This is a genomic window from Siccirubricoccus sp. G192 (assembly GCF_019084075.1).
Lineage (GTDB): Bacteria > Pseudomonadota > Alphaproteobacteria > Acetobacterales > Acetobacteraceae > G192.
Genome location: NZ_JAHREN010000001.1, coordinates 3,663,347 through 3,688,203 on the forward strand (window position 1 = coordinate 3,663,347; position 24,857 = coordinate 3,688,203).

Consider the following 24,857-nt stretch of genomic DNA (forward strand, 5'->3'; position numbering starts at 1 on the left):
CCCACCCCTGCTCAGGCGCGGATGCCGAGCCGGGCCAGCCGATGCGCCGCCGCAGGATTCACGGCATGATCCGGCAGCCGGCCTTCCGCCAGCGCCGTCACTTGGCGCACCGTGTCCATGGCCTGGTGCTCGATGGCCTCGGGCGTCAGCCCACCGATATGCGGCGTGGCGATCACCTTCGGATGCGCCGCGAGCGCCGGCGAGGGCATCTGGTCCGGGGCACGGCCCACATCCATGGCGGCGCCGGCCAGATGGCCTGATTCCAGCGCCGCCAGCAGCGCCGCCTCATCCACCAGGTTGCCGCGCGAGGGGTTCACGAAGAGGGCGCCCGGCTTCATGCGGGCGAAGGCGGCCGCATCCATCAGGTTTTCCGTCTCCGCCGTCGCCACGGCGAGGCAGACCACGACATCGCTGCCGGCCAGCAGTTCCGGCAATGGAACATGCTGGAGCCGCGCGTCCTCTGGCCGCACATGCGGGTCCGCCACCAGCACCCGCATCCCGAGCGCCAGGCCAAGCGGCGCCAGATAGCGCCCGATCGCGCCATAGCCGATGATGCCCAGCGTTGCGCCCGCAAGCTGCCGGCCCATCCGCGCTTCCGGCACGGTGCCACGATGATAGCTGGCGGCGGCCGCGCCGACGCCCCGCGCCAGATCCACCATCATTCCGAGCACCAGTTCGGCGACCGAGGGGATGAAGCCGGGCGTTGCCTGCGTCACCAGCACGCCGGCCGCGCTGGCGGCGGTGAGATCGATGTTGCGGATATCCACGGCGCAGCGCAGGAAGGCAACGAGGTCGGGCGCCTCCGCGAAGGTGGCGGCCTCGCCCGGTGATTGCCGGTAGGAGATGATGGCCTGGCAGCCGGCCGCGGCCTCGGCCAATTCGCGGCCCGCCAGGTGCCGCCCGGTCCCGTTCAGCCGGACTTCCGCCACCTGCCGCAGCGCCGCGAGCGCCCGCTCGCCATAATAATTCGCGAGGGCATCCCCGGTATGGGTGAGGTAGACCCGCAGCCGGTTGCTCATCGCCCGATCCTGCCTGTCATCTGTTCCTCTCGGTTTCGCGGAGGCTGCGGCGGATTGGCGTTCAGGCATGAACGCCAATCCGCCGCAGCTCTTGGTTCGCAGGGCAGATTCATGCTCCCATACCCGCCTTTACCGAACTGGTGAAGGTGCTGAGAAGGTTGGTGCTCAACGGGTCCTGGGGTCGGCTGACCCCGCCTGCGTGGAGCATGGCGAGAAGGTCCCCGGCCAGCTCGATGCCGGGCGGTCCACCGTCCTGGCCGGGCGGATGGACGACAACTGTCAACGGCGGAGCAAAACCAGGCCAGCGCGGCGGAGTAAAACCAGGCCATTGATGGCGGAGCGGCAGCAGACCTCGCCGGGCCCCGATCGGGGCCCGGCGAGGTCTGTGGCTGGATCCTTCGGTGGTTAGCTGGGCAGGATCTCGCCGGTGTCGCGGTCCATTTGCTGACCTGCAGCGGCGTCGGCTGGTGCTGTCTTGGCCGGCGGGCGGCGCCGGGCGGTGGACTGGGCCAGGCGGTAACTCTCGCCGTTCATGCTCAGGATATGGACATGGTGGGTGAGCCGGTCGAGCAAGGCGCCGGTGAGACGCTCCGAGCCGAGCACCGTAGTCCATTCCTCGAACGGCAGGTTTGAGGTGACGATGGTGGAGCCGTATTCGTAGCGCTGGCTGAACACCTCGAACAGCAACTCTGGGTTTGCCCCGTCTCGGTGGCTCTTCCGCAGGAAGCGTGGTTCAAGCGGCGAGGAGCACGCGGCGCCTGAGGAGATCGAAGCTGCTGCGTCCGAAGGTCTGGCGCTTCAACATCTTCAGCTTGCCTACCTGTCCCTCCGTTTGTCCGCTGCTCCATGAAGTAGTGAGAGCGGCTTTCACCGCCGCCCCGTCCTGTTGAAGGCTGGCGGCAAAGGTGGTGATGGCGGCCACACCGCTCCTCCTGGCGTCCCGGAGCCAGCCGTCGAGGGTGGTAATCGGTGCGCCGCACCGCGTCTTGGCGCTGACACAGCAGCTACGCAGGAGGTCTGCGAGCCGGCGGACCAGCCCGGCGACGGTGGCAGCTTCGGCGTCCTGCTCCAAGCGGGCGATGGCCGCAGCTTCCTCCTCGCTGAGCTGGTCCCTCGGCCGCGTCAGATACCAGGCGAGTTGCTTCGGCGAGGGGAGCGCCGGTGCACTGTCATCCCCAGGAGATGGCGCGGCCGGCAGCGCTCCTCCTGCGCGCTGTGGCGTGTGTTTCGAGCGTGTCGTTCGTCGCGGGCCCAGCCAGCGGTGGACCTGTCTCGCCGTTCCGCGGAATCCGCGGTCACGCAGTTCGCGCCACAGCGCCATCGCGTTCTCGCATCCGGTCGCAAGTCGTGCCTCCAGGTGGTCGAGGTAGGGATCCAGAATACTGGGACCGGGAGGCCGGACCGCCCGCTCCGGAAAGCTCTCGGCATCGGCGAACTTCCGCACCGTCCCGCGAGCCAGCCTCATGCGGCGGCTGATGGTGAGCAGCGGTTCGCCGGCCGCGATGCGGCGCCGAACCTCATCGTAGAGCGCCTTCCAGCGCGCCCGGCTATCGGCGCTGGCCGCCCGCTCGGCCTGGCTGCGTGGGAACGCGCTCGTCCGCCGCGCCGGGCCAGGCGGCCGACGCGGGATGGGCGGCAGGCGCCGGAGCCTGCCATGCACCCCGGCCAGCCAGCGCTCGGCCATCTGCCGAAGGTTCAGCAGCAGGTGCCAGCGATCGGCAACCTGCACGGCCCGGGGCGCCCCGAGCCCAATGCCGCGGGCGTACTCGGTCGAGCGGTCACGCGCGACGATCCGGATCCCGCGATGGCGCCGGAGCCAGTCGGTCAGCGTCGGGGCACTCCGGTCCGGCAGCAGGTCGATGACGCGATGCCGCTCCAGGTCAACCAGGATCGTCCCATAGGTCTGGCCCTTGCGCCGGGCCCAGTCGTCAACACCAAGCACATGCGGAGCCTGGCAACGCGGCAGGGGCAAGCGGCGCACCAGGCGCAGCACCGTGTCGCCGCTGGTCGGCATCCCAATTTGCTGCAGCATGCGCGCGCCCGCCTTGCCACCCATGGCAACGCCAACCCGTCCCTGCGCCGTCGCCAGCCGGTCAGTGCGCTGCGCCCGCGGCGCGATCAGGCTGGGCAGTCGCTCAACAAAGGTCCGCCGCGAGCATGCCGGATTGCGGCAGTACAGGCGCCTCACCTGAAGTTGGAGGCGTACCTGGCGGCCAAGGCAGGGCAGGTCGGCAGGGTGCCGAACCGTGCGGCTGTGGACAGCATGGCTCGCCTCACCACAATCCGGACAATGGCCGTTCCGCTGCCGAGCCTCAGCAGCGATTTGGATGTTGCTCGCGTCCGGGTGGGTGACCTCCCGGATGCGGCATCCTGGCAGGAGATAAAGGTCCGTCATTCCGAATATTACCGCCCGGCCGGCGGCGCCGCAGCTAGCCGCAGCGCACCGGCCAGCACCAACCACGCTTCCTGCGGAAGAGCCGTCTCGGTGGACATCCACGAAGCTTTCGCGTGAGGTGTCCCCCAATGCCCAAAACCCATCCTGCGTACGCGCCGGAGTTCCGGCGCCAAATGGTCGAGCTGGTCCGTGCCGGACGCGACCCGGCCGACCTTGCCCGCGAGTTCGAACCCTCCGCCCAGGCCATTCGGAACTGGGTGGCTTCTGCCGACCGGCAGGAGGGTCGGCGTGAGGTGAAACCTGCCCCCGCCGAGACCGGCCTGAATGCCACCGAGCGCGAGGAGCTCGCGCGGCTCAGGCGCGAGAACAAGCAGCTGCGCCAGGAGCGCGACATTCTCTCTCGAGCGGCGGCCTGGTTTGCCCGCGAGACCGGGACGATCCCGTCCGGGTCTTCGAGTTCATGAAGGCAAACCAGGCCTCCTTCCCGATCGCCCGGATGGCCCGCCTGCTCGGCGTCTCGCGCGCCGGCTACTACGCTTGGCTCGGTCGGCCTCTGTCGGCCCGTGCCGAGGAGGATGCGGCGCTGCTGCGGCGGATCCGCACCGTGCACGCGACCTCGCGCCAGACCTACGCCGCGCTTACGGTGCATGCCGCCCTGCGCTCTGCCGGTATCCGGCACGGCCGCAAGCGCATTGCACGGCTCATGCGCAGCACCGGGCTGGTCGGTGCCAGCCATCGCCGCGGCGGACCGGTGACAACCCGCCGTGACGACAGCAGCAGGCCGGCGCCGGACCTGGTCGACCGCAACTTCACGGCCAGCGGTCCCAACCAGCTATGGGTCGCAGACATCACGTTCATTCCCACGGCAGCCGGCTTCCTCTACCTCGCCGTCGTGCTCGATGTCTGGAGCCGCAAGGTCGTTGGCTGGGCTACCGCCAACCATCTCCGCACCGAGCTGGTGCTCGATGCGCTCGACATGGCCGTCGGCCAACGCCGGCCGCGCGGCGTCATTCACCACTCGGATCAGGGGTCGCAAGGTGGATTCAAGTGGTCGTCGCAACACCAAGGCGGAGGGTGGTTGCGATGGCGGGTCGGCGGCGTTCGGATCGGGCTTTGCGGGCGAAGTCTCCTTCGCCAGGCCGCCCGGGAGTAGCCCGGCGTGAGGACCAGCGGCGCTTCTGGACGTTGATTGCGGCGGGACAGTCGAGCTGGGACGCGGCGATCGGCGTGGGGGTGTCGGAGGCGGTTGGGTCCCGCTGGTTTCGGGAGGCGGGCGGGATGCCACCATCGACGCTCGGGCGGTCGTCAAAGCCGCCTTCGGGACGATACCTGTTGTTTGCGGAGCGCGAGGAGATTGCGCTGCTGCGAGCCCAGGGCTGTGGAGTGCGAGAGGTTGCCCGGCGGCTGCGACGGGCGGCATCGACGGTCTCGCGCGAGCTACGGCGCAATGCGGCCACGCGCAGCGGCAACCTGGAGTACAGGGCCACGACGGCGCAGTGGCATGCTGAGCGGGCGGCGCGGCGTCCGAAGCCGGCGAAGCTGGTGACGCACCCGGCGCTGAGGGCGTATGTGCAAGATCGGCTGGCGGGTGCCGTGGTCTCTCCAGGCGGGGCTACGGTGCCCGGACCGGCGGTGCCGTGGAAGGGCCGGCGGCATGGACCGAGGCAGCCTCGGCGCTGGGCGAGAGGATGGAGCCCGCAGCAGATCTCGCGGCGGCTGCGGCTCGACTTTCCTGGCGATGGTGCGATGCGGATCAGCCATGAGGCCATCTACCAGTCGCTCTACGTCCAGGGCCGCGGCGCGCTGCGCCGCGAGCTGACGGCCTGCCTGCGAACCGGGCGGGCGCTGCGCGTGCCGCGGGCGCGGAGCCGGGGGGCGCGGCAAGTCGCATGTCGCGCCCGAGGTGCTGATCAGCCAGCGCCCGGCGGAGGCGGACGACCGGGCCGTGCCGGGGCATTGGGAGGGAGACCTCATCCTTGGCCTTGGCAGCTCAGCAATCGGCACCCTGGTGGAGCGCACGACGCGGTTCACGATGCTGCTGCACCTGCCCCGCATGCCGGGTCATGGAGAGGGAACGCGCGTCAAGAACGGCCCGGCGCTGGCCGGGCATGGGGCGGAAGCGGTGCGCGACGCCATCACCCGCATGATCACCACCCTGCCGGAGGCGCTGCGCCGGTCGCTGACCTGGGACCAGGGGGCGGAGATGAGCGAGCACGCCCGGCTGCGGATCGACACCGGCGTGCAGGTGTACTTCTGCGAGCCGCACAGCCCGTGGCAGCGTGGCACGAACGAGAACACCAACGGGCTGCTGCGGCAGTACTTCCCGAAGGGGACTGACCTGAGCGCGCACGGCGCCGATGACCTCGCGGCCGTGGCTGCGGCGCTCAATGGCAGGCCTCGCAAGACGCTCGGCTGGAGAACGCCAGCCGAAGCGCTTGACGAGGCGCTGCGATCGGCTCAGGCAGGCGTTGCGACGACCAGTTGAGCCTGGGCAATATACGTCCCTGGCGTTCGGCAAGCGCTGCAGAGAAGCCGGCATCCGGCCGTCCATGGGTTCCGTCGGCGACGCCTATGACAATGCCCTGTGCGAGAGCTTCTTCGCCATCCTGGAATGCGAGTTGCTCGCGCGACGCCGCTTCGCCTCCCACGCCGAAGCGCGCATGGCAACCTTCAGCTTCATCGAGGCCTGGTACAACCCAGCCAGGCTCCATTCATCGCTGGGCTACCGATCGCCCATGACCTACGAAAAAGAGGAGTAAGTGGGGCAAAACCTGTGGCGTTCAGGCGTTCTGGCAGCGCGCTCTGACCAGGTCGGGCAGGTACGGGATGGTGGGCTGGCCGGCGATGCCGAGCCGGGCGCCGAGGTAGTCCCAGAAGCTGAGGCCGAGCTTGGTGCAGGTCTTGGCCAGGCCGAGGAAGGCGTCACGGCAGTCGCGCCCCATGTCGCTTCGGGTGCCGCCGCTGATCTTGCGCCGGGTGACCTGGGCACGGATGTCGTTTTCCGATCCGTTAGTGTGCAGCGGGATTTCGGGGTGGTCCAGCCCCTGCAGCAGTTCCGCCTTGTTGGCGTGCAGGCGCTCGAGCAATCGGTCGAGCACGACGAAGCCGGTGCGGCGCTTGAAGATGCGCTCGAAGCGTACCCGCAACTCGGCCCGGCGGCGCCGGCTGGGCTCTCGTTGGTACGCCTTCAGGTCGGCGTAGAACCACCAGATCAGCTCGCGGATGCGCGCCTGGGAAGTCCGCTGCTGGTCGGTGAAGGTGTCGAGCTTGTGGACGAGACGCTCGGCATGCACCCAGCAGAGCGCGTGCTCGCCGACGGCGAACTGGCCGGCATCGTCGCTGACGATCACCGTCCCCGGCAGCAGGCCATGTGCCTTGATGGCACCCCAGAGCGCGCCTTCGGTGGCCAGGCGCGCCGGCGCGAGGCTGTCCTCCATGCTGCGGATGCCGAGCCGCTCGAGGTGCGCGGCCCAGGTCGCCTGGTTCGCAAAGACGCGCTGCGGATGGCCTTCCAGGCGGGCGATCACCGGCCCGGCCAGGGCGCGCTCGCGCATGTAGGCCAGCGCCTCGGCGTTCACCACGTAGTCGCCGTGCCCGGCCCGCAGCAGCTCCAGGAAGTTCAGCCGGCTCTTGCTGGCCGTGGTGCCGAACCAGGCGAAGTGGGCGTTGCCGATCTGCGTGCAGGCGCCGTTCACCGCCCGGTGCCGCGCGCCCGTATCGTCAACCGTGATCCAGGCCGCGCTCGCCAGTCCGGCTCGCAGCACCTCCTGGCTCTCGTCCAGGAACGGCTGCTGACCGGCGATCAGCAGGCGCATGACCTGCCGTTTGGAGATGGCGATCCCAACCGCCCACAGCTGCGCCACCAGCCGCGGCACGGTGGTCTGCCCCTGATGGTACTGGGCGAGCACGTAGCGCCGGAGTTCGGGGCCGAAATGGCCATCCACCCCGCCCGGCAAGCGCGCAACGACCAGCCGCCCCTCCGGCGTCAGCCAGCGCTCGCGCCGGTAGCACACCGCCTCCGTCCGCATGATGAGGTCCTGCACCAGGAAGTCCTGGTAGCCCTGGAACCGCGAGCCGGGCGGCACCGTGGCCCGCAGCACCCGCGCCTCCACCGCCACCCGCGGCACCACCTTGCCGCGGCCACGACGGTCGGGGCGCTCGCGCGGCGGCGTCGGCTCGCTCGCCTGCTCCATCCCGCTCGGCTTGATCGCGGGCCGACCCTTCAGTCCCTTGAGGCGGGCGATCTCCTCGCGCTGCGCCGCCACAATCCGCTCGAGCTCCGCCACCTCGCCGAGCAGGGCGCTGACCAGCGCCTTCAGCTCGGCCGGCGACAGCGTGTCAGGATCGGCAGGCGGGACCATGCTCCCGAGGGAATCAGACCAGCCGACACCTGGGAAGGGCAAACCGCACCCTCGCAACAGGTTTTGCCCCACTTACAAAGAGGAGCATCAAGCCGCCACAGCAGACCCGTAATCAACCAAGCCCATCAACTGTCCACCAGAGCGGGACAAACCCAAGCGCTACGCTGAGCGGGGCGCGGCCGGGCTGCAGACTGGTCCGCGCGGGCCGGAGCCGGGGCATGGACGGTTCCTTGGCGCCGAGGAGGAGTTGGAGGCCCAGGTCCTGATCCAGCGCCACACACCTGACGAGTTGGGCCTGCCGTTTGCGCTCTGGAGCCGAGCCGCGGTGCGGGAGTTGATCTGGCAGCGCTTCGGGGTGCGGCTGGCGGTGCGCACCATGGGCACCTACCTGGCGCGCTGGGGCTTCACCGCCCAGAAGCCGCTGCGACGGGCCTACGAGCAGGACCCGGCAGCGGTGCGGCGCTGGCTGCGGCACGATTACCCGGCGATTGCCGCCCGGGCCAAAGCCGAGGGTGGCGTTGTCTTCTGGGGTGATGAGACCGGCCTGCGCTCTGATGACGTGCGCGGCCGCAGCTACGCGCCCCGGGGCCGCACGCCAGAGGTGCGGGTCAACCACAAGCGGGCCAACCTCGGCCTGATCTCGGCGGTGACCAACAAGGGCGAGCTGCGCTGGATGGTAAGCGGCGGCTACGGACCCTTGGCGCCCTCAGCTGAGGAGGGCGGCTCCTGCGAGTCGGCCTAGCACCAGGGCATCAGCTCGTCGATACGGTCGTTGGGCCAGCCATTGACCAGGCGGGTAAGCAGGTCGGTGAAGTAGCGCTGCGGGTCGACGCCATTCAGTTTGCATGTCTCGACGAGCGAGGCTGCCGCGCACCACCGCGTTCCGCCGTCATCGCCGGACGCAAAGAGTGAGTTCTTTCTGCTCAGGCACACGGGCCGGATGGCGCGCTCGACCACATTGGTGTCGAGCTCGATCCTGCCATCGTCGAGGAACTGGATCAGGCCCTCGCGGTGGTTCAGCGGATAGCGGATCGCCTTGGCGGTCGGGCTGCCGCCGGGCAGGCGCGCGAGCTGGTCCTCGAACCAGGCGAACAGCGCATCGACCAGTGGCTTGGTCTTTGCCCGGCGGACGGCCTGCCGGGTCTCCGGCGGCTTGCCGCGGATTTCGGCCTCGATGGCGTAGAGCGCGGCGATGCGCTGCAGCGTCTCGGTGGCGATCGGCGCGGTGTTGCCCTTGGCCAGCTCGATGAACCCCCTTCGTACATGCGACCAGCAGAACGCGAGGGTGATGCCCTCCTTGGCCGCGGCCAGCGTCTTGTAGGCGGCGTAGCCATCGCATTGCAGGATGCCCTGGTAATCGGCCAGCAGCGCCTTCGGATGCTTGGCGCCGCGGCCTGGCGCGTAGTGGAACACGACAGCCGGTGGATCGGTGCCGCCCCAGGGCCGGTCATCGCGGGCGATTGCCCAGGCATAGCCCTTCTTCGTCTGACCGCGCCCCGGGTCGAGCACCGGCATCGTGGTCTCGTCCGCAAACAGGCGTGGCGAGGTCTGCAGGAGCTCGTGCATACGTCGCGCCACGGGCGCGATCTCGCGGGCTGCCGTGCCGAGCCAGTCGGCAAGCACCGCGCGGCCGATCTCGATCCCCTGGCGCGCCAGGATCTGCGCCTGCCGATACAGGGGCAGGTGATCCGCGTAGCGGGAGACCAGCACATGCGCGACCGTTGCCTCGGTCGGCATGCCCCCCTCAATCAGGCGGGCCGGCGCGGGCTCCTGCATGACCACGCCGGGGCAGGCGCGACACGCCAGCTTCGGCCGCTTCGTCACGACGACGCGGAACTGGGCGGGGATCACGTCCAGCGACAACATCTCTTGATGCCCCTGCCGATGCGGTGGGCGCTGCGGAGGCGGAGGACGTTTCGGTGCGCGTCACCGACCCGCGTCATCCGCTGTTCGGCAAGGAGTTACCGCTGGTTTCCATGACCGGCTCGCGCCTCACCCGTGGCCACGTTTACGTGAGGCACGGTGGCAAAGCGCTGCTGATGATCCCGATCTCCAGCACGAGTCTCCGCGTCGCTGCTGATGCGCCGCGGAGCAAGCTCACGGGCGACGCCGTGGCCTCTCTCCTTGCCCGCGTCCGAGAGATCAGGGAGGCGCTGGCATGCGCATCCGTCCCGGAGAAGTCTGGTCCCGCCTGTCGGACGCCCGACGCGAGTACGCCCTTGCCGCGCTCGCATCGGCGCTGCGGGAGATGAGTGATGCACTCCGATCTGATCACGCCGGCGCACCTGTCACGGCGCGCCCTGATCTATGTCCGCCAATCCACGCCGCACCAGGTGCTGAGCAACGGGGAGAGCCTACGCCTGCAGTACGCGCTGCGCCAACGCGCCGTTGATCTCGGTTGGCGCGAGGCGGATGTCGAGGTGATCGACCAGGACATAGGCGAGAGCGGCACGACCGCGGCCAACCGCTCGGGTTTCAAGGAATTGCTCGCCCGCGTAGGCCTGGGCGAGGTCGGCATCGTGCTCTCCTACGAGGTCACCCGACTGACCCGGAACTGCTCCGATTGGTACCCCCTGCTCGATCTGTGCGGGTACCGCCGTTGCCTCATCGCCGACAGGGACGGGGTCTACGATCCCTCCACCGGCAATGGCCGATTGCTGCTTGGCCTCAAGGGCACGATCTCTGAGGTGGAGATGCACACGCTTCGTGGCCGGCTCACCGCTGGGCTGCTCGCCAAAGCCGGCCGTGGCGACCTGGCGCTGCCGCTGCCGGTCGGCCTCGAACGCGACCCCACGGGGGTGGTCGTCATCACGCCCGACCGCGAGGTGGCGGATCGCATCCGGCTGGTATTCTCCACTTTCCTCGATCGCCGGTCGGCCCAGGCGGTACTTCGGGTGCTGCTGGCCCGCCAACTCGCCCTGCCCAGGCGCGAGGGGCCCCAGGGTGGCCTCTGCTGGCGCGCACCGACCAAGCATGCGATCTGCAGTATCTTGCGGCAGCCGGCCTACGCGGGCGCGTTCGTCTACGGGCGTACAGCTGCGGTGCGCCCGCCCGACGGCGGTCGCGCCAAGGCCCGCACGCGCCCGCGAGCCGAATGGCGCGTCGTCGTCCGGGATCGATTTCCTGCCTACATTAGCTGGGAGACGCACGAGGCGATCGTGGCCACGCTGCAAGATAATTACGCTGACTACTGTCGCAAGGGGACGCGGGGCGTGCCGCGCGACGGTGCAGCCCTCCTGCACGGCCTCGTCCACTGCGGGATCTGCGGCCGCAAGATGACCGTGCAGTACCACAACCGGGCGCGCTACATCTGCCGTAGTCTCGAGAACGACCAGGGCCTGCCGCGCTGCCAGAACGTACTCGTGGCGCCGGTGGATGCGCTGGTGGCTTCGGCGTTCCTCGAGGCCGTGGCGCCGGCCGAGGTGGACGCATTCGAACGGGCGGAGGCGACGCGGCGCGAGAACGAGGCCGCGCTCAGGCGCGCAGCCGCGCAGCAGATCGAACGGCTCCGTTACCGCGCGCTCCTGGCGGAACGCCAGTTCGACAAGGTGGATCCGGACAATCGCCTCGTCGCCTCGGAGTTGGAGCGTCGCTGGGAGGCCGCCCTCAGCGAGTTGCGCGCAGCTGAGGCAGCACTGGCGGCCCATGATCGGATGGACCTCGAATCCCAGGGCGCTAAGGTCTCGGCCAGCGCTGCGTCGTCCACGCTGCGAATGCAGTTGCTGGAAATCCAGCAGAGCCTTCCGCCACTCTGGGCAGACCCTGGCCTCGCGCCTGCGCAGCGCAAGGCGCTGCTGCGGTGCCTCATCGAGAAAGTCGTCCTGGAGCGCACGGCAGCAGACCGGGTGAATGTCCGGATCGTCTGGAGTGGCGGCGACTGGAGCGACCTGGTTGCCGACACCGGCGGGCATGCCCTGCGCGAACTGTCCGGCATCGCCGAGATCGAGAGGTGCGTAGCGACGATGGCGAGGTCCGGAGCCGCTGACGCCGAAATCGCCGCGACTCTCAATGAGCGCGGCTACCGCCTGGCCCACGGTCGACCTGTCCTGGTGAACACGGTCCGCAAGCTGCGTCTCGCCCAGGGCATCCGATACCGGCCGGAACTGCGCCGCCGGGTAGAGGGGGCGCTGACAATACCGCAGCTTGCCGAAGCGGTCGGCGTTTCGGAGGCATGGATCCACCACCGGATCCGCACGGGGCGAATCACCGTCACTCGCGGATCGAAGTACCAACTCCATCTGTTCCCCGACGAACCCGCGACCATCGATGCGCTCCGGCAGCTTATTCGGGGAGAACTTCGCCACATTAATCTCTCGACCTACCCACGAGATTGAGGAGGGTATCAACGTGCCAAATCGAGCCGCCTGGCGGTGTCGCTGCCGATCTCGACCAGCGGGCCCTGGCAGCAGGGGCAGGTCGTCGCCTCCGGCGCCAGCACCTGCTCAATCTCCGGCAGGTGCGCGGGCAGGCGGCCGCGGCTGGCCCGGCGGCGTTGCTTCTGCTGCTCGCGGGTCGCCGGCGACTGCTTGCCCGCCTCCGCGGCATTCTCGGCCAGCGTCGCCTCGATCTCCTCGAAGGCGAACTGCAGTTGCTCGTCGGTCAGCTGCTCCGACTTCCGCCCGAACTGCTGGCGCTGCAGCTTCAGTAGCAGGTGGCGGAGACGCTCGTTCCGCTCGACCAGCGCGTCGCGTTCGGCGGTCACGCTGTCGCATCTGGATGACAGCGTGTCGCGCTCGGCAGTCAGCGTGTCGACCAGCACCCGTGTCTCGACCAGCAGCGCGCGCAGTGCTGCGGGATCCTCCGGCAGTGTCGGCGTGTCGGTGTCCGCGGCGCGCATCGTACCGCCGATTCTATGCGGGCACGCTCGGTTTGGGAATCTCCCGTGTCGCCTGCACGCGTCGCCAATCGATCCCGGAGAACAACGCGGCGAACTCGACTGCGGTCAGGCGCAGCGTGCCATCCACGATCGGCGGCCAGCGGAAGGTGCTCGCCTCCAGCTGCTTCCAGATCAGCACCAGGCCGCTGTCATCCCAGGTCAGGATCTTCACCCGGTCGGATCGCTTCGAGCGGAACACCAGCACCACGCCCGAGAATGGATCGGTGCCGAGTTCCGCGGCTGCCAGCGCTGCCAGGGAGTGGGCGCCCTTCCGGAAATCCACCGGCTTGCTCGCCAGCAGGATCCGCACACCGGCCGGCAGCGCGATCATGCCGCCGAGGCCCGGATCGCGCGCAGCACCGTCGTCAGCAGAGCCTCATCGGTGTCAGGCGCAATGCGCAGCACCACGCCGGCCAGCTGCAACTCGATCGAGGGCGCCTGGCGCACCGTTGCACCCCCCGCTTCAAGAGTTGGGGCCGGTGGTCCGGAGACGACCGGCACGAAGCTCGGTGTCACCGGCGCAGTGGCCTCCGCCAGCGCACGACGCGCTTGCCGGCGCCAATCGAAGACCTGCTGCGGGCTTACCTGCCAACGACGGGCAACCTCGGTCACCTTCGCACCGAACTCCGCCGTCTCAGCGACGATCCTCGCCTTCTCGTCGTCAGACCAACTCCGCCGCCGGCCAGGCCCCGTCAGAACCTCGACCCGCCGATAACCGACACCCTTGGCGTCGTCCTTAACGCTATCCATAACGTCATCCGGAAGCCTGCTGCTCCAGACTGACCCAGCACATTCACCCACATCGCGGGAAGACGGGCCTCAAACGGCCGCTTACGCTGGATGGTGCTGGACGGCGCCATCACGGCACCGGACCTGCTCCGCTTCCTCGCCCGTCTGGTCCGGGATGCCGGCCAGAAAGTCGTCCTCATCCTCGACCGCCTGCCGGTCCATCGCTCGGCCAAGGTCCGTGACTGGCTCGTCGGGCGCGAGGCCGAGATCGAGGTGTTCTACCTCCCCGGCTACAGCCCCGAGCTCAATCCGGACGAGGGCGTCAACGGCGACCTGAAGCAGGCGGTCACCCGCCAGGAGCCGGCACGCAGCAAGGCGCAGCTCAAGCGTGCCGCCATCGGCCACATGCGCAAGCTGTCGAAGCTACCCGATCGCGTCCGCAGCTTCTTCGGGCATAGGACCTTTCGCTACGCTGCATAGCCCAAGATTACCCAGGCCGGATCAATAGGGGCAGACCGACTGCAACACTTGGTCCAGGGACCTGCGCTACTCGAAATAGAGCTGCACCGAATTATTTCGAGGTTGCACCCCTGAGGGGTTTGGGATCGGCGCCCGCATCGCAGCACATCCAGTCTTCGACGGCATCGACGATCCGTTGAGCCGCGTGACCGTCGCCGTAGGGAAAGACGCGTCGCGCCATGCTCGCGTAGGCAACCGGGTCATCAATCAGCTGGGAGACGCTGCTGGAGATCTTTCGCGGGTCTGTCCCGATCAATTTGACCACACCGCTCGCCAGGGCTTCGGGCCGCTCGGTGACGTCGCGCATGACGAGCACCGGTTTGCCGAGCGCTGGCCCTTCCTCTTGAAGGCCGCCGCTATCAGTCACCAGCACTGTCGCACGCGTCATCAGCCATACCATCTCCACGTAGCCCACAGGCTCTATAAGGTGCAGGTTCGGCCTGCCGGCTAGCTTGCGGTGCACGACCGCTCGAACATTAGGATTGAGGTGGACGGGATAAACGATTTCCACGTCGTCGCGCTCGGCGATCTCAGCCAAGCCTTCGCAAATACCTTCGAAGCCTGCCCCGAAGCTTTCTCGGCGGTGGCCGGTGACCAGCACCAGACGCCGCGACGGATCAAGGAACCGGAATTGGCCGGCCGTGACGGCCTCGAGTTTCTTATCGCTTTCGAGTCGCGCAGCAATTGTGAGCAGCGCATCGATGCCGGTATTGCCCGTAACCAAGATGCGGCCGCTTTGATTGTACTCCCTCCGTAGGTTTGCAGCTGCGGTTTCGGTAGGGGCGAACATCAAGGTGGCAATTGAGTCCACGGTGACGCGATTGAACTCTTCCGGCCACGGCCGCTGGAGATCGAAGGATCGCAGGCCCGCCTCGACATGGCCGACCGGTATCCCTGCGTAGAACGACGCAACGGCAGCCGCCATGGCAGTGGTAGTGTCCCCGTGCACCAGAACAAGGTCAGGGAGATCCCGTTCCAGGACCTCGCTCATCGCCAACAGCACACGCGAGGTAAGCGCGGTAAGCCCCTGGCCTGAGACCATGATGCCAAGATCCATGTCGCAGGGTTGCGCGAATGCCTCGGTTACCTGCTGAAGCATTTCACGGTGCTGGCCCGTTGAGCAGGCGATCACCGCGAGGGTAGGTCTTTTACGAAGCTCGGCGATCACGGGCAGCATCTTTATGGCTTCCGGCCTCGTGCCAAACACAACCATGATCTTTCGCGGTCGGCCATCGTAACATGTCACGATGACGCTCTCCTCTTGCAGGCCACGATGCGCTCCTCCAGGGTGTTCCAAAGCAAAGTTCCTGCAACCGATCTTCGGCTTGCAGGCCAACACAGCCCATGTTACCAGGGTTTAATAGCAGAAGGTACTCCAGTGACAAGGTGGGTCATCTCGAAGCTTTAGAACATAGGTTAGTAGCTACCGTTTCTGGCGTCCAGCACACAGGAATACATGACGTGAAAGGAATAAGTGGCCCACAAAGGAAATTCTTGATCGCGGATCCCACAATTCTAGATCTTGGCGGTCATTACTTCGAATACGCCGCGAGGACGTCGAGCGCAGCTCTAGAGCTTGGCCTCAATCCAATCATCGGTGTCAACAATGCCGCAGAGCTGGGCGCGGATTGTCCGGTGAGCGCTGTTCGCGCCTTCCGAAACACCTTTTGGGTCAATTTCGCTGATTCGCCTGGACCTCGCGGGAGGCTGCGAGCGTGGCGCGCTCGGCTCGGGCTGATCCGGACTCGCGTTTACACTCGCCTTCGATACACTAGGTTAGGCCTCTCATTCATGCGGGGGCGTGAGATGCAACGCCCGTCCCCCGCGACGTTCGACCTATTTGCGGGTGGGCACGGCACAATTGGCGTTCCGCAGATTGGCCTCGCATTCTCGTGGATAGCCATTCGCATTTTTCGTCGTGGGCGGTTCTTCGCCCAACGCGTCTTCGCGCAGTTGAGGTCCCTACGCTCGTCGTTTCCGCGCCTCTGGCGCGCTGCCCGGGCAGTGGTTCTCATGGCCCTGGCGCTTGTGGGTCTCTTCGCGATTCCCATGGCCCTGCTTGTTGGCTCCCTTTGGATGACGCGGCGGATGTCCAGCAGCCCGGGACGAGACTTCGCTGCCGATCTTGAGAGGTTGCTGCACGAAGCCGAAATGGGGCCAGGCGATTTGGTATTCGTGCCGACGGTGGGGGATGCGGAACTGGCAGGCGTTCTCGAACTCTGCCATCGCCTTCCGATTGCCCGTGATCTCAGATGGCGGCTGATGTTTCGGCGCAATCTCTATGAAGGGCGCCCCAGCACCTACGCCAGCCAGAACGACACAGTCGAGGTCCGCCGGATGCGCGTCACCTTGTCGCGCCTATCGACGCTTCCCGCTGAATGCGATGTCCGCCTATACACGGACACTCACTTGCTCACCGATCAGTACAATGGCTTGCGCGTTGCCCAATTTGAAACTGCGCCAATCCCTGTTGGACCCAGCTTTGCCGCCTCGCCGTTGCCCCCCCGAGCACGCCGAAACACGATTTGGGTACTTCGGCGATGCGCGGGAGGAGAAGGGATTTCCGATCATCAGCGAGGCCATCGACGCCGCGCGTGACCTGGTCCAAGGAACTGTGCGGCCACATTTTACCATACAGTCCAACTTCAACGTGCCGGGCGGTGACGCGGGGTCCGCCCGCGGATATCTGCGACTGCAGAGCCTACCACAGGAGTGGCGCAACTTGGTGTTCGGCCCATTCCAGGGGACGGAGTATCTCTCTCTATTTGAGAGCATCGACGCGGTACTGATGCCCTATGACCCGATCCGGTATTTCGCCAGGTCGTCAGGCGTCTTCATGGAGGCATTAGTCGCGGGGCGCGCGGCGATTGTCTCCGCCGGCAGCTGGATGGCAAGCCAGGCGGAGCCCTTCCGCCAAGCGTATCTCCGCGCCGCTGAGGATTCGCTCAAATGCGGGAGCGCTATCGTGTCGCTCGGACATTTCGTCGTAGCAGACAGTGGGGCAACGTGTTCGCTCAGCCCGGTCGCCGTTACGTCAGGAGTTCGCCAAATCCTGGTCAGGATTGAAGAGCGGTTGGCCGGCGACATTGAAAAGTTCCTGAAGGTCGGCCTCAGTTTTTGGAACTCGAAGGGTGAGTTGGTAGGGGAGTGCGACGAAGGCATCATCGCCTCTCGATCTGATTTGCGCGTCCTGGTCGATGTGCCGGCTGACGCAGAATACGTGCGAACCACGGTCAGCTGCGTTGGCCACAACTTTCCGCTGGCCATTACGAGCATGGAGATCTTCGGCATCCGTGGCACGGCGGCGATTCCCCGGAGCTTCGGCGTTGTCATGTGCCCTTGGACCGCACCAGGACTCGCCACTGCAATCCGAGAGGTTCACGTTCATCGTGCAGCCTATCTGGCGATGGTGGCCAGCATGCGGCGGTTTTGGTGCCAAGCGGGCGATCCTTCACAACTGGTAAAGCAGATGACTGAGGACGCGCGGCCTGCCATCGACTGGAACATAGCTGCCGAAGAAGCCGTTGCGGATTGGATTGCCGCCAAGGGCGCGGCATTTGATTTGCCGCAGGAACTGGGGACGGTGCAATGACGGCGCGTGCAGCGCCCCAAATCCGCGGTCTTGCCATCCTTTCCGACGTGAGTGTCGGGTATGGCTCGCCTCAGGTGCTGAGTCTCGCCCAGTCGCTGGCGCAGCATTGGAATGTTGCCGCCGACCTTTACGAGCCGGACCAACCCGAACGTCCACCCGTCGAGATCAATGCCCCGGGCGTCAACGTTCGTCGGATCTATACCGCCACCCACCCACACTGGCCGGCGGGAAGGACTGAATTTTGCCTGGCGCTGCTTGATGCTCTCAACCGCACCCGACCGGATGTGATAGTGTTCTTCGCCTTCATTCCTGCGCCCGTCCTAGCGAGGCTCGCCTACCGGCCGCGTGCCGTTATTTATTACGCATACGAACATACCGACGGACACATGCCTGCGGAGGAGCGGCTCTTCCAATCCATCGCCGATAAGATCGATTTTATCATCTTCCCTGAGGAGAACCGCGCGCTCCTTGATGCACCTCGGCTGGGTCTTTGGACGGTGCCCAAGGGAATCCTGTTTAATAGTTCATTTGCCGATGTAGAATGGAAGAATACCAGCGAGCGGAACGGGCGTCTGTTCTACGGTGGTACAATTAGCCGTGCCCGCACCTTTGGTGACTGGTTCCTGGGCGGTGCTCTCGATCACGTGCCGATTGACATGTTTGGCCTTATCGATGGCTATCCTGATCCGCAGCAGGTGCTTGCAGACCTGCAGGACCGACAGTCAAGGGTCTCGTATTACGGCTACACACCAGCAGGACGTGCTTATCTCGATCGACTGAGTCACTACTGCTTTTCTCTCGTTGTTTACGCGCCAGATCAAGAGTCAACCCGTTTCGCAGCTCCGAACAAGTTCTTCGATGCCATAGCGGCGGGCGTGCCACCGATCGTCGCGCCGCATCCCCAGTGCGTTAGCCTCGTGCACCGCTATCGGTGTGGCATCGCCATGGAGGATTTTACGCTCACAAGCCTGCTCAAAGCACTGGCGAAGGCCCAAGCGATCATCAGGGGCGGCGAGTTGGAAAGACTTGTCCTGGGCTGCCGCGAGGCACAGAACGACCTGAGCTGGGAGACCCAGTTCGCAAAGCTCGTGCCGTTTTTAGATCGGGTCCTATGGAGTAGTGGGGTGTGAGTGTTGGACCAAAGCCCGTCTGCGGCTTCGGAAGCTTACTACAGTTCGGCAGTTGGCCCGCTATCGATCTCCTCGTTCACACGGTCCCTGCTGACCCGGAGCGAGCTCCAGCGATCGACGCGTGGGTTTGGGTTTGTCCCGCTCTGGTGGACAGTTGATGGGCTTGGTTGATTACGGGTCTGCTGTGGCGGCTTGATGCTCCTCTTTTTCGTAGGTCATGGGCGATCGGTAGCCCAGCGATGAATGGAGCCTGGCTGGGTTGTACCAGGCCTCGATGAAGCTGAAGGTTGCCATGCGCGCTTCGGCGTGGGAGGCGAAGCGGCGTCGCGCGAGCAACTCGCATTCCAGGATGGCGAAGAAGCTCTCGCACAGGGCATTGTCATAGGCGTCGCCGACGGAACCCATGGACGGCCGGATGCCGGCTTCTCTGCAGCGCTTGCCGAACGCCAGGGACGTATATTGCCCAGGCTCAACTGGTCGTCGCAACGCCTGCCTGAGCCGATCGCAGCGCCTCGTCAAGCGCTTCGGCTGGCGTTCTCCAGCCGAGCGTCTTGCGAGGCCTGCCATTGAGCGCCGCAGCCACGGCCGCGAGGTCATCGGCGCCGTGCGCGCTCAGGTCAGTCCCCTTCGGGAAGTACTGCCGCAGCAGCCCGTTGGTGTTCTCGTTCGTGCCACGCTGCCACGGGCTGTGCGGCTCGCAGAAGTACACCTGCACGCCGGTGTCGATCCGCAGCCGGGCGTGCTCGCTCATCTCCGCCCCCTGGTCCCAGGTCAGCGACCGGCGCAGCGCCTCCGGCAGGGTGGTGATCATGCGGGTGATGGCGTCGCGCACCGCTTCCGCCCCATGCCCGGCCAGCGCCGGGCCGTTCTTGACGCGCGTTCCCTCTCCATGACCCGGCATGCGGGGCAGGTGCAGCAGCATCGTGAACCGCGTCGTGCGCTCCACCAGGGTGCCGATTGCTGAGCTGCCAAGGCCAAGGATGAGGTCTCCCTCCCAATGCCCCGGCACGGCCCGGTCGTCCGCCTCCGCCGGGCGCTGGCTGATCAGCACCTCGGGCGCGACATGCGACTTGCCGCGCCCCCCGGCTCCGCGCCCGCGGCACGCGCAGCGCCCGCCCGGTTCGCAGGCAGGCCGTCAGCTCGCGGCGCAGCGCGCCGCGGCCCTGGACGTAGAGCGACTGGTAGATGGCCTCATGGCTGATCCGCATCGCACCATCGCCAGGAAAGTCGAGCCGCAGCCGCCGCGAGATCTGCTGCGGGCTCCATCCTCTCGCCCAGCGCCGAGGCTGCCTCGGTCCATGCCGCCGGCCCTTCCACGGCACCGCCGGTCCGGGCACCGTAGCCCCGCCTGGAGAGACCACGGCACCCGCCAGCCGATCTTGCACATACGCCCTCAGCGCCGGGTGCGTCACCAGCTTCGCCGGCTTCGGACGCCGCGCCGCCCGCTCAGCATGCCACTGCGCCGTCGTGGCCCTGTACTCCAGGTTGCCGCTGCGCGTGGCCGCATTGCGCCGTAGCTCGCGCGAGACCGTCGATGCCGCCCGTCGCAGCCGCCGGGCAACCTCTCGCACTCCACAGCCCTGGGCTCGCAGCAGCGCAATCTCGGTATTTGTCAAAGAAGTTGTCCGGTGCCCATCAGGCGGCGTCTCTGATTTCGTGGTCGCTGATGTCGCGCTCGGGGTTGAGGCAGACGTCGCCGACCGGCGCCCAGTTTCGGATTTGGCGTGACCACCGCGCGGGGTTGGCGGCGCGAGCTTCGGTATAGAGCTCGGTCCGACGCTCGAGGAGCGCGCGATCCTCACCTGCATGCCGGGCGCTGGGCGTGACGAACTGGATCGCGCTGTGGCGGTGCTCGTGGTTGTACCAGGCCACAAAACGGGCGACCCAGTGTTGCGCGTCCTCCCTGCTGGCGAACCCCGATGCTGGCCAGTCCGGCCTGTACTTGCAGGTACGGAACAGGGCTTCGGAGAACGGGTTGTCGTCACTGACGCGCGGGCGGCTGTAGGAGGCGATGACGCCGAGCCGTTCGAGGGTGGCCTTCATGGTCGCGCCCTTCATCGGGCTGCCGTTGTCGGCGTGCAGGACGAGAGGGCGGGTGAGGCAGCCCTCGGCCCAGACCGCGCGGCGCACGAGCTCGGCGGCCAGCTCGGCGGCTTCGCGCTCGTGGACCTCCCAGCCGACAATCTTGCGGCTGTAGACGTCGAGGATGAGGTAGAGATAGAAGAACCCGCCCCGGATCGGGCCGGGCATCCAGGTGATGTCCCAGCTCCAGACTTCGCAGGGGCCGCGGGCGCGGTGACTGGTCGGCGGTTGGCGACGCGCCGGCGGCCTCGCCCGGCCACGGTGGTGCTGCTGACCCTCAGCCCGCAGGATGCGGTAGAAGCTTGCTTCCGAGGCGATGTAGCGGCCCTGGTCTGCGAGGCGGGGCACGATCTGACTTGGCGGCAGGCTCTTGAAGGCCTGGCTGTTGCAGGCCTCCAGCACGGCCTGGCGTTCCGCCTCGGACAGCCTGTTGCCCGGTGCTGGCCGAGGCGCCGTCGGGCGGCGGTCTTCGGGCGCGCCGTCCCGGGCCCGCCAGCGGCGACAGGTCCGTTCATCGAGCGCGAGTTCCGCACAGGCCTGGGCGCGGCGCGCGCCGGCCGCGACAGCCTGGTCGATCAGCGCCATGGCGTTCTGGCGATCTGGGGTGCTGATCATGCGTCCTCGCCGTCCCCCCCAGATCGCCGCGGCGTTTTTTCGCAGCACCAGCAGCGCCGCCGCCTCGGCCAGCGCCTTCTCCTTGCGCGCCAAGTCCCGCTCGATGGCCTTGATGCGCTTCTTCTCCTCCTTAGTCGCCTGGCCCAGCCGCTGGCTGCTGGCGCGGTCCCAGTCGTTGGCCTGCTCGCAGGCGGTCCGCCAGGCTTGGATCTGCTCGGGGTAGAGACCCCGCTGGCGGCAGTAGGCGGCGAGATCGGCCTCGTTCAGGGCGGCGGTCTCGAGAACGGCGGCGAACTTGTCGCGCGACGTCCAACCCTCCGGGCCGGCGTCGGCATCGGGCAGGAGCCGCCCCTGGCGGCGAGCCTCGCGGCGCCAGGTGTGCAGCGTTGCCTCGGAGATCCCTTCCTCCTTGGCCAGCTGCCGCAAGGGCACCGCGTTCGGCGGCTCCAGCTTCCTCAGAACCGCCGCGCGGCGTTCCGTCGAGTAGGCCAAATCATCCCTCCGTCCCGCCCCTCTGGAAATGAGAGATCATCTCAAGGCGCCGGACAACTTCCCTGCCATAGGGGGGGACCGCTGGCCGTGAAGTTGCGGTCGACCAGGTCCGGCGCCGGCCTGCTGCTGTCGTCACGGCGGGTTGTCACCGGTCCGCCGCGGCGATGGCTGGCACCGACCAGCCCGGTGCTGCGCATGAGCCGTGCAATGCGCTTGCGGCCGTGCCGGATACCGGCAGAGCGCAGGGCGGCATGCACCGTAAGCGCGGCGTAGGTCTGGCGCGAGGTCGCGTGCACGGTGCGGATCCGCCGCAGCAGCGCCGCATCCTCCTCGGCACGGGCCGACAGAGGCCGACCGAGCCAAGCGTAGTAGCCGGCGCGCGAGACGCCGAGCAGGCGGGCCATCCGGGTGATCGGGAAGGAGGCCTGGTTTGCCTTCATGAACTCGAAGACCCGGACGGGATCGTCCCGGTCTCGCGGGCAAACCAGGCCGCCGCTCGAGAGAGAATGTCGCGCTCCTGGCGCAGCTGCTTGTTCTCGCGCCTGAGCCGCGCGAGCTCCTCGCGCTCGGTGGCATTCAGGCCGGTCTCGGCGGGGGCAGGTTTCACCTCACGCCGACCCTCCTGCCGGTCGGCAGAAGCCACCCAGTTCCGAATGGCCTGGGCGGAGGGTTCGAACTCGCGGGCAAGGTCGGCCGGGTCGCGTCCGGCACGGACCAGCTCGACCATTTGGCGCCGGAACTCCGGCGCGTACGCAGGATGGGTTTTGGGCATTGGGGGACACCTCACGCGAAAGCTTCGTGGATGTCCACCGAGACGGCTCTTCCGCAGGAAGCGTGGTTGGTGCTGGCCGGTGCGCTGCGGCTGGCTGCGGCGCCGCCGGCCGGGCGGTAATATTCGGAATGACGGACCTTTATCTCCTGCCAGGATGCCGCATCCGGGAGGTCACCCACCCGGACGCGAGCAACATCCAAATCGCTGCTGAGGCTCGGCAGCGGAACGGCCATTGTCCGGATTGTGGTGAGGCGAGCCATGCTGTCCACAGCCGCACGGTTCGGCACCCTGCCGACCTGCCCTGCCTTGGCCGCCAGGTACGCCTCCAACTTCAGGTGAGGCGCCTGTACTGCCGCAATCCGGCATGCTCGCGGCGGACCTTTGTTGAGCGACTGCCCAGCCTGATCGCGCCGCGGGCGCAGCGCACTGACCGGCTGGCGACGGCGCAGGGACGGGTTGGCGTTGCCATGGGTGGCAAGGCGGGCGCGCGCATGCTGCAGCAAATTGGGATGCCGACCAGCGGCGACACGGTGCTGCGCCTGGTGCGCCGCTTGCCCCTGCCGCGTTGCCAGGCTCCGCATGTGCTTGGTGTTGACGACTGGGCCCGGCGCAAGGGCCAGACCTATGGGACGATCCTGGTTGACCTGGAGCGGCATCGCGTCATCGACCTGCTGCCGGACCGGAGTGCCCCGACGCTGACCGACTGGCTCCGGCGCCATCGCGGGATCCGGATCGTCGCGCGTGACCGCTCGACCGAGTACGCCCGCGGCATTGGGCTCGGGGCGCCCCGGGCCGTGCAGGTTGCCGATCGCTGGCACCTGCTGCTGAACCTTCGGCAGATGGCCGAGCGCTGGCTGGCCGGGGTGCATGGCAGGCTCCGGCGCCTGCCGCCCATCCCGCGTCGGCCGCCTGGCCCGGCGCGGCGGACGAGCGCGTTCCCACGCAGCCAGGCCGAGCGGGCGGCCAGCGCCGATAGCCGGGCGCGCTGGAAGGCGCTCTACGATGAGGTTCGGCGCCGCATCGCGGCCGGCGAACCGCTGCTCACCATCAGCCGCCGCATGAGGCTGGCTCGCGGGACGGTGCGGAAGTTCGCCGATGCCGAGAGCTTTCCGGAGCGGGCGGTCCGGCCTCCCGGTCCCAGTATTCTGGATCCCTACCTCGACCACCTGGAGGCACGACTTGCGACCGGATGCGAGAACGCGATGGCGCTGTGGCGCGAACTGCGTGACCGCGGATTCCGCGGAACGGCGAGACAGGTCCACCGCTGGCTGGGCCCGCGACGAACGACACGCTCGAAACACACGCCACAGCGCGCAGGAGGAGCGCTGCCGGCCGCGCCATCTCCTGGGGATGACAGTGCACCGGCGCTCCCCTCGCCGAAGCAACTCGCCTGGTATCTGACGCGGCCGAGGGACCAGCTCAGCGAGGAGGAAGCTGCGGCCATCGCCCGCTTGGAGCAGGACGCCGAAGCTGCCACCGTCGCCGGGCTGGTCCGCCGGCTCGCAGACCTCCTGCGTAGCTGCTGTGTCAGCGCCAAGACGCGGTGCGGCGCACCGATTACCACCCTCGACGGCTGGCTCCGGGACGCCAGGAGGAGCGGTGTGGCCGCCATCACCACCTTTGCCGCCAGCCTTCAACAGGACGGGGCGGCGGTGAAAGCCGCTCTCACTACTTCATGGAGCAGCGGACAAACGGAGGGACAGGTAGGCAAGCTGAAGATGTTGAAGCGCCAGACCTTCGGACGCAGCAGCTTCGATCTCCTCAGGCGCCGCGTGCTCCTCGCCGCTTGAACCACGCTTCCTGCGGAAGAGCCACCGAGACGGGGCAAACCCAAATCCACTACGCCGACCTGAAGGCGTACCAACGAGAGCCCAGCCGGCGCCGCCGGGCCGAGTTGCGGGTACGCTTCGAGCGCATCTTCAAGCGCCGCACCGGCTTCGTCGTGCTCGACCGATTGCTCGAGCGCCTGCACGCCAACAAGGTGGAACTGCTGCAGGGGCTGGACCACCCCGAAATCCCGCTGCACACCAACGGATCGGAAAACGACATCCGTGCCCAGGTCACCCGGCGCAAGATCAGCGGCGGCACCCGAAGCGACATGGGGCGCGACTGCCGTGACGCCTTCCTCGGCCTGGCCAAGACCTGCACCAAGCTCGGCCTCAGCTTCTGGGACTACCTCGGCGCCCGGCTCGGCATCGCCGGCCAGCCCACCATCCCGTACCTGCCCGACCTGGTCAGAGCGCGCTGCCAGAACGCCTGAACGCCACAGGTTTTG

Annotated in this window: 18 protein-coding genes and 7 pseudogenes; 11 read left to right on the forward strand and 14 right to left on the reverse strand. The window is 67.4% G+C overall.

Translation table 11 applies throughout. The annotated features are described in order from the left end of the window. Positions 1-11: 11 nt before the first annotated feature. From KSF81_RS17640 to KSF81_RS17650, 3 genes and pseudogenes are all read right to left on the reverse strand, one after another. A complete protein-coding gene (locus tag KSF81_RS17640; RefSeq protein ID WP_217380095.1) occupies positions 12-1,019 on the reverse strand; it encodes an NAD(P)-dependent oxidoreductase in 1,008 nt (335 codons plus the stop codon). Positions 1,020-1,424: 405 nt separating this feature from the next. Further along, a pseudogene (locus KSF81_RS17645) lies at positions 1,425-1,709 on the reverse strand (ATP-binding protein); the annotation flags it as partial. 43 nt (positions 1,710-1,752) lie between these two features. Further along, a complete protein-coding gene (locus KSF81_RS17650; protein WP_217380068.1) occupies positions 1,753-3,414 on the reverse strand; it encodes an ISL3 family transposase in 1,662 nt (553 codons plus the stop codon). A gap of 128 nt (positions 3,415-3,542) precedes the next feature. Between KSF81_RS17650 and KSF81_RS17655 the strand changes: the two genes are divergently transcribed. The 4 genes and pseudogenes from KSF81_RS17655 to KSF81_RS17670 all read left to right on the forward strand — a co-directional run. After that, entirely contained in the window at positions 3,543-3,878 is a 336-nt protein-coding gene (locus tag KSF81_RS17655; RefSeq protein WP_256444243.1) for a transposase, read from the forward strand. Continuing rightward, entirely contained in the window at positions 3,875-4,567 is a 693-nt protein-coding gene (locus KSF81_RS17660; protein ID WP_254453369.1) for an IS3 family transposase, read from the forward strand. The genes KSF81_RS17655 and KSF81_RS17660 overlap by 4 nt, the downstream gene beginning before the upstream one ends. Beyond that, positions 4,498-5,899 (forward strand): annotated as a pseudogene (locus KSF81_RS17665) (IS30 family transposase). The gene KSF81_RS17660 and the pseudogene KSF81_RS17665 overlap by 70 nt, the downstream one beginning before the upstream one ends. Beyond that, positions 5,823-6,173 (forward strand): annotated as a pseudogene (locus KSF81_RS17670) (transposase); the annotation flags it as partial. The pseudogenes KSF81_RS17665 and KSF81_RS17670, both read left to right, overlap by 77 nt. 21 nt (positions 6,174-6,194) lie before the next feature. Here the strand turns inward: KSF81_RS17670 and KSF81_RS17675 are convergent. Next, entirely contained in the window at positions 6,195-7,775 is a 1,581-nt protein-coding gene (locus tag KSF81_RS17675; protein WP_217380096.1) for a transposase, read from the reverse strand. A gap of 154 nt (positions 7,776-7,929) precedes the next feature. Between KSF81_RS17675 and KSF81_RS17680 the strand changes: the two are divergent. Continuing rightward, positions 7,930-8,463, forward strand: a pseudogene (locus tag KSF81_RS17680) (IS630 family transposase); the annotation flags it as partial. A 50-nt stretch (positions 8,464-8,513) separates the two neighbouring features. On the opposite strand, the pseudogene tnpC reads toward KSF81_RS17680, so the two are convergent. After that, a pseudogene (tnpC, locus tag KSF81_RS17685) lies at positions 8,514-9,662 on the reverse strand (IS66 family transposase); the annotation flags it as partial. Positions 9,663-10,030: 368 nt separating this feature from the next. Between tnpC and KSF81_RS17690 the strand changes: the two are divergent. Then, positions 10,031-12,109: a recombinase family protein gene (locus tag KSF81_RS17690; RefSeq protein WP_217378044.1), complete on the forward strand. Its 2,079-nt coding sequence runs from the start codon at positions 10,031-10,033 to the stop codon at positions 12,107-12,109. 8 nt (positions 12,110-12,117) lie between these two features. Here the strand turns inward: KSF81_RS17690 and KSF81_RS17695 are convergent, their stop codons facing one another. From KSF81_RS17695 to tnpA, 3 genes are read right to left on the reverse strand one after another with little or no spacing between them, the layout of a single operon-like run. Continuing rightward, positions 12,118-12,612 carry a hypothetical protein gene (locus KSF81_RS17695; protein WP_217378134.1) on the reverse strand — a complete coding sequence of 165 codons (495 nt, stop codon included), beginning with the start codon at positions 12,610-12,612 and terminating at the stop codon, positions 12,118-12,120. Between the two features lie 13 nt (positions 12,613-12,625). Then, the gene (gene tnpB / locus KSF81_RS17700; protein WP_217378135.1) at positions 12,626-12,982 is read right to left on the reverse strand and encodes an IS66 family insertion sequence element accessory protein TnpB; all 357 of its coding nucleotides are present in this window, start codon (positions 12,980-12,982) and stop codon (positions 12,626-12,628) included. Next, positions 12,979-13,401, reverse strand: coding sequence for an IS66-like element accessory protein TnpA (gene tnpA, locus KSF81_RS17705; protein WP_217380097.1), 423 nt, complete (start codon positions 13,399-13,401; stop codon positions 12,979-12,981). Before tnpA ends, tnpB begins: the two co-directional genes overlap by 4 nt. Positions 13,402-13,452: 51 nt before the next feature. Between tnpA and KSF81_RS17710 the strand changes: the two genes are divergently transcribed. Further along, a complete protein-coding gene (locus tag KSF81_RS17710; RefSeq protein ID WP_309139731.1) occupies positions 13,453-13,860 on the forward strand; it encodes a transposase in 408 nt (135 codons plus the stop codon). 91 nt (positions 13,861-13,951) lie between these two features. On the opposite strand, the gene wecB is transcribed toward KSF81_RS17710, so the two are convergent. Continuing rightward, positions 13,952-15,112: a non-hydrolyzing UDP-N-acetylglucosamine 2-epimerase gene (gene wecB, locus KSF81_RS17715; RefSeq protein ID WP_217381751.1), complete on the reverse strand. Its 1,161-nt coding sequence runs from the start codon at positions 15,110-15,112 to the stop codon at positions 13,952-13,954. Between the two features lie 1,170 nt (positions 15,113-16,282). Between wecB and KSF81_RS17720 the strand changes: the two genes are divergently transcribed. Together KSF81_RS17720 and KSF81_RS17725 are read left to right on the forward strand one after the other, a co-directional pair. Beyond that, positions 16,283-17,491, forward strand: a complete 1,209-nt coding sequence (locus KSF81_RS17720) for a glycosyltransferase (protein WP_217380099.1) — start codon at positions 16,283-16,285, stop codon at positions 17,489-17,491. Continuing rightward, the gene (locus KSF81_RS17725) at positions 17,488-18,621 is read left to right on the forward strand and encodes a glycosyltransferase (RefSeq protein WP_217380100.1); all 1,134 of its coding nucleotides are present in this window, start codon (positions 17,488-17,490) and stop codon (positions 18,619-18,621) included. Before KSF81_RS17720 ends, KSF81_RS17725 begins: the two co-directional genes overlap by 4 nt. A 171-nt stretch (positions 18,622-18,792) precedes the next feature. Here KSF81_RS17725 and KSF81_RS17730 read toward each other — a convergent pair. The 5 genes and pseudogenes from KSF81_RS17730 to KSF81_RS17750 form a co-directional block, all read right to left on the reverse strand. Continuing rightward, a pseudogene (locus KSF81_RS17730) lies at positions 18,793-19,086 on the reverse strand (transposase); the annotation flags it as partial. A gap of 4 nt (positions 19,087-19,090) precedes the next feature. Further along, positions 19,091-20,237: pseudogene (locus KSF81_RS17735) on the reverse strand (IS30 family transposase). 19 nt (positions 20,238-20,256) lie between these two features. Continuing rightward, positions 20,257-21,810, reverse strand: coding sequence for an IS3 family transposase (locus KSF81_RS17740; RefSeq protein WP_217377310.1), 1,554 nt, complete (start codon positions 21,808-21,810; stop codon positions 20,257-20,259). A 41-nt stretch (positions 21,811-21,851) separates the two neighbouring features. Beyond that, positions 21,852-22,250, reverse strand: coding sequence for an IS3 family transposase (locus KSF81_RS17745; protein ID WP_217380101.1), 399 nt, complete (start codon positions 22,248-22,250; stop codon positions 21,852-21,854). Then, positions 22,247-22,582: a transposase gene (locus KSF81_RS17750; protein WP_256444243.1), complete on the reverse strand. Its 336-nt coding sequence runs from the start codon at positions 22,580-22,582 to the stop codon at positions 22,247-22,249. Before KSF81_RS17750 ends, KSF81_RS17745 begins: the two co-directional genes overlap by 4 nt. A 128-nt stretch (positions 22,583-22,710) precedes the next feature. Between KSF81_RS17750 and KSF81_RS17755 the strand changes: the two genes are divergently transcribed. After that, positions 22,711-24,372, forward strand: coding sequence for an ISL3 family transposase (locus KSF81_RS17755; RefSeq protein ID WP_217380068.1), 1,662 nt, complete (start codon positions 22,711-22,713; stop codon positions 24,370-24,372). Further along, a complete protein-coding gene (locus KSF81_RS30950) occupies positions 24,258-24,842 on the forward strand; it encodes a transposase (protein WP_217380102.1) in 585 nt (194 codons plus the stop codon). The genes KSF81_RS17755 and KSF81_RS30950 overlap by 115 nt, the downstream gene beginning before the upstream one ends. Positions 24,843-24,857: the final 15 nt, after the last annotated feature.

Excerpts from the sequence above, each read along its gene's own strand:
- KSF81_RS17655 (WP_256444243.1), top strand. The coding sequence starts at position 3,543 with ATGCCCAAAACCCATCCTGCGTACGCGCCGGAGTTCCGGCGCCAAATG.
- KSF81_RS30950 (WP_217380102.1), top strand. The coding sequence starts at position 24,258 with ATGGAGCAGCGGACAAACGGAGGGACAGGTAGGCAAGCTGAAGATGTT.
- KSF81_RS17650 (WP_217380068.1), bottom strand. The coding sequence starts at position 3,414 with ATGACGGACCTTTATCTCCTGCCAGGATGCCGCATCCGGGAGGTCACC.
- KSF81_RS17725 (WP_217380100.1), top strand. The coding sequence starts at position 17,488 with ATGACGGCGCGTGCAGCGCCCCAAATCCGCGGTCTTGCCATCCTTTCC.
- KSF81_RS17660 (WP_254453369.1), top strand. The coding sequence starts at position 3,875 with ATGAAGGCAAACCAGGCCTCCTTCCCGATCGCCCGGATGGCCCGCCTG.
- wecB (WP_217381751.1), bottom strand. The coding sequence starts at position 15,112 with ATGGTTGTGTTTGGCACGAGGCCGGAAGCCATAAAGATGCTGCCCGTG.
- KSF81_RS17690 (WP_217378044.1), top strand. The coding sequence starts at position 10,031 with ATGCACTCCGATCTGATCACGCCGGCGCACCTGTCACGGCGCGCCCTG.
- KSF81_RS17745 (WP_217380101.1), bottom strand. The coding sequence starts at position 22,250 with ATGAAGGCAAACCAGGCCTCCTTCCCGATCACCCGGATGGCCCGCCTG.
- KSF81_RS17640 (WP_217380095.1), bottom strand. The coding sequence starts at position 1,019 with ATGAGCAACCGGCTGCGGGTCTACCTCACCCATACCGGGGATGCCCTC.
- KSF81_RS17675 (WP_217380096.1), bottom strand. The coding sequence starts at position 7,775 with ATGGTCCCGCCTGCCGATCCTGACACGCTGTCGCCGGCCGAGCTGAAG.
- KSF81_RS17755 (WP_217380068.1), top strand. The coding sequence starts at position 22,711 with ATGACGGACCTTTATCTCCTGCCAGGATGCCGCATCCGGGAGGTCACC.
- KSF81_RS17720 (WP_217380099.1), top strand. The coding sequence starts at position 16,283 with ATGTCCGCCTATACACGGACACTCACTTGCTCACCGATCAGTACAATG.
- tnpB (WP_217378135.1), bottom strand. The coding sequence starts at position 12,982 with ATGATCGCGCTGCCGGCCGGTGTGCGGATCCTGCTGGCGAGCAAGCCG.
- KSF81_RS17695 (WP_217378134.1), bottom strand. The coding sequence starts at position 12,612 with ATGCGCGCCGCGGACACCGACACGCCGACACTGCCGGAGGATCCCGCA.
- KSF81_RS17750 (WP_256444243.1), bottom strand. The coding sequence starts at position 22,582 with ATGCCCAAAACCCATCCTGCGTACGCGCCGGAGTTCCGGCGCCAAATG.
- tnpA (WP_217380097.1), bottom strand. The coding sequence starts at position 13,401 with ATGGATAGCGTTAAGGACGACGCCAAGGGTGTCGGTTATCGGCGGGTC.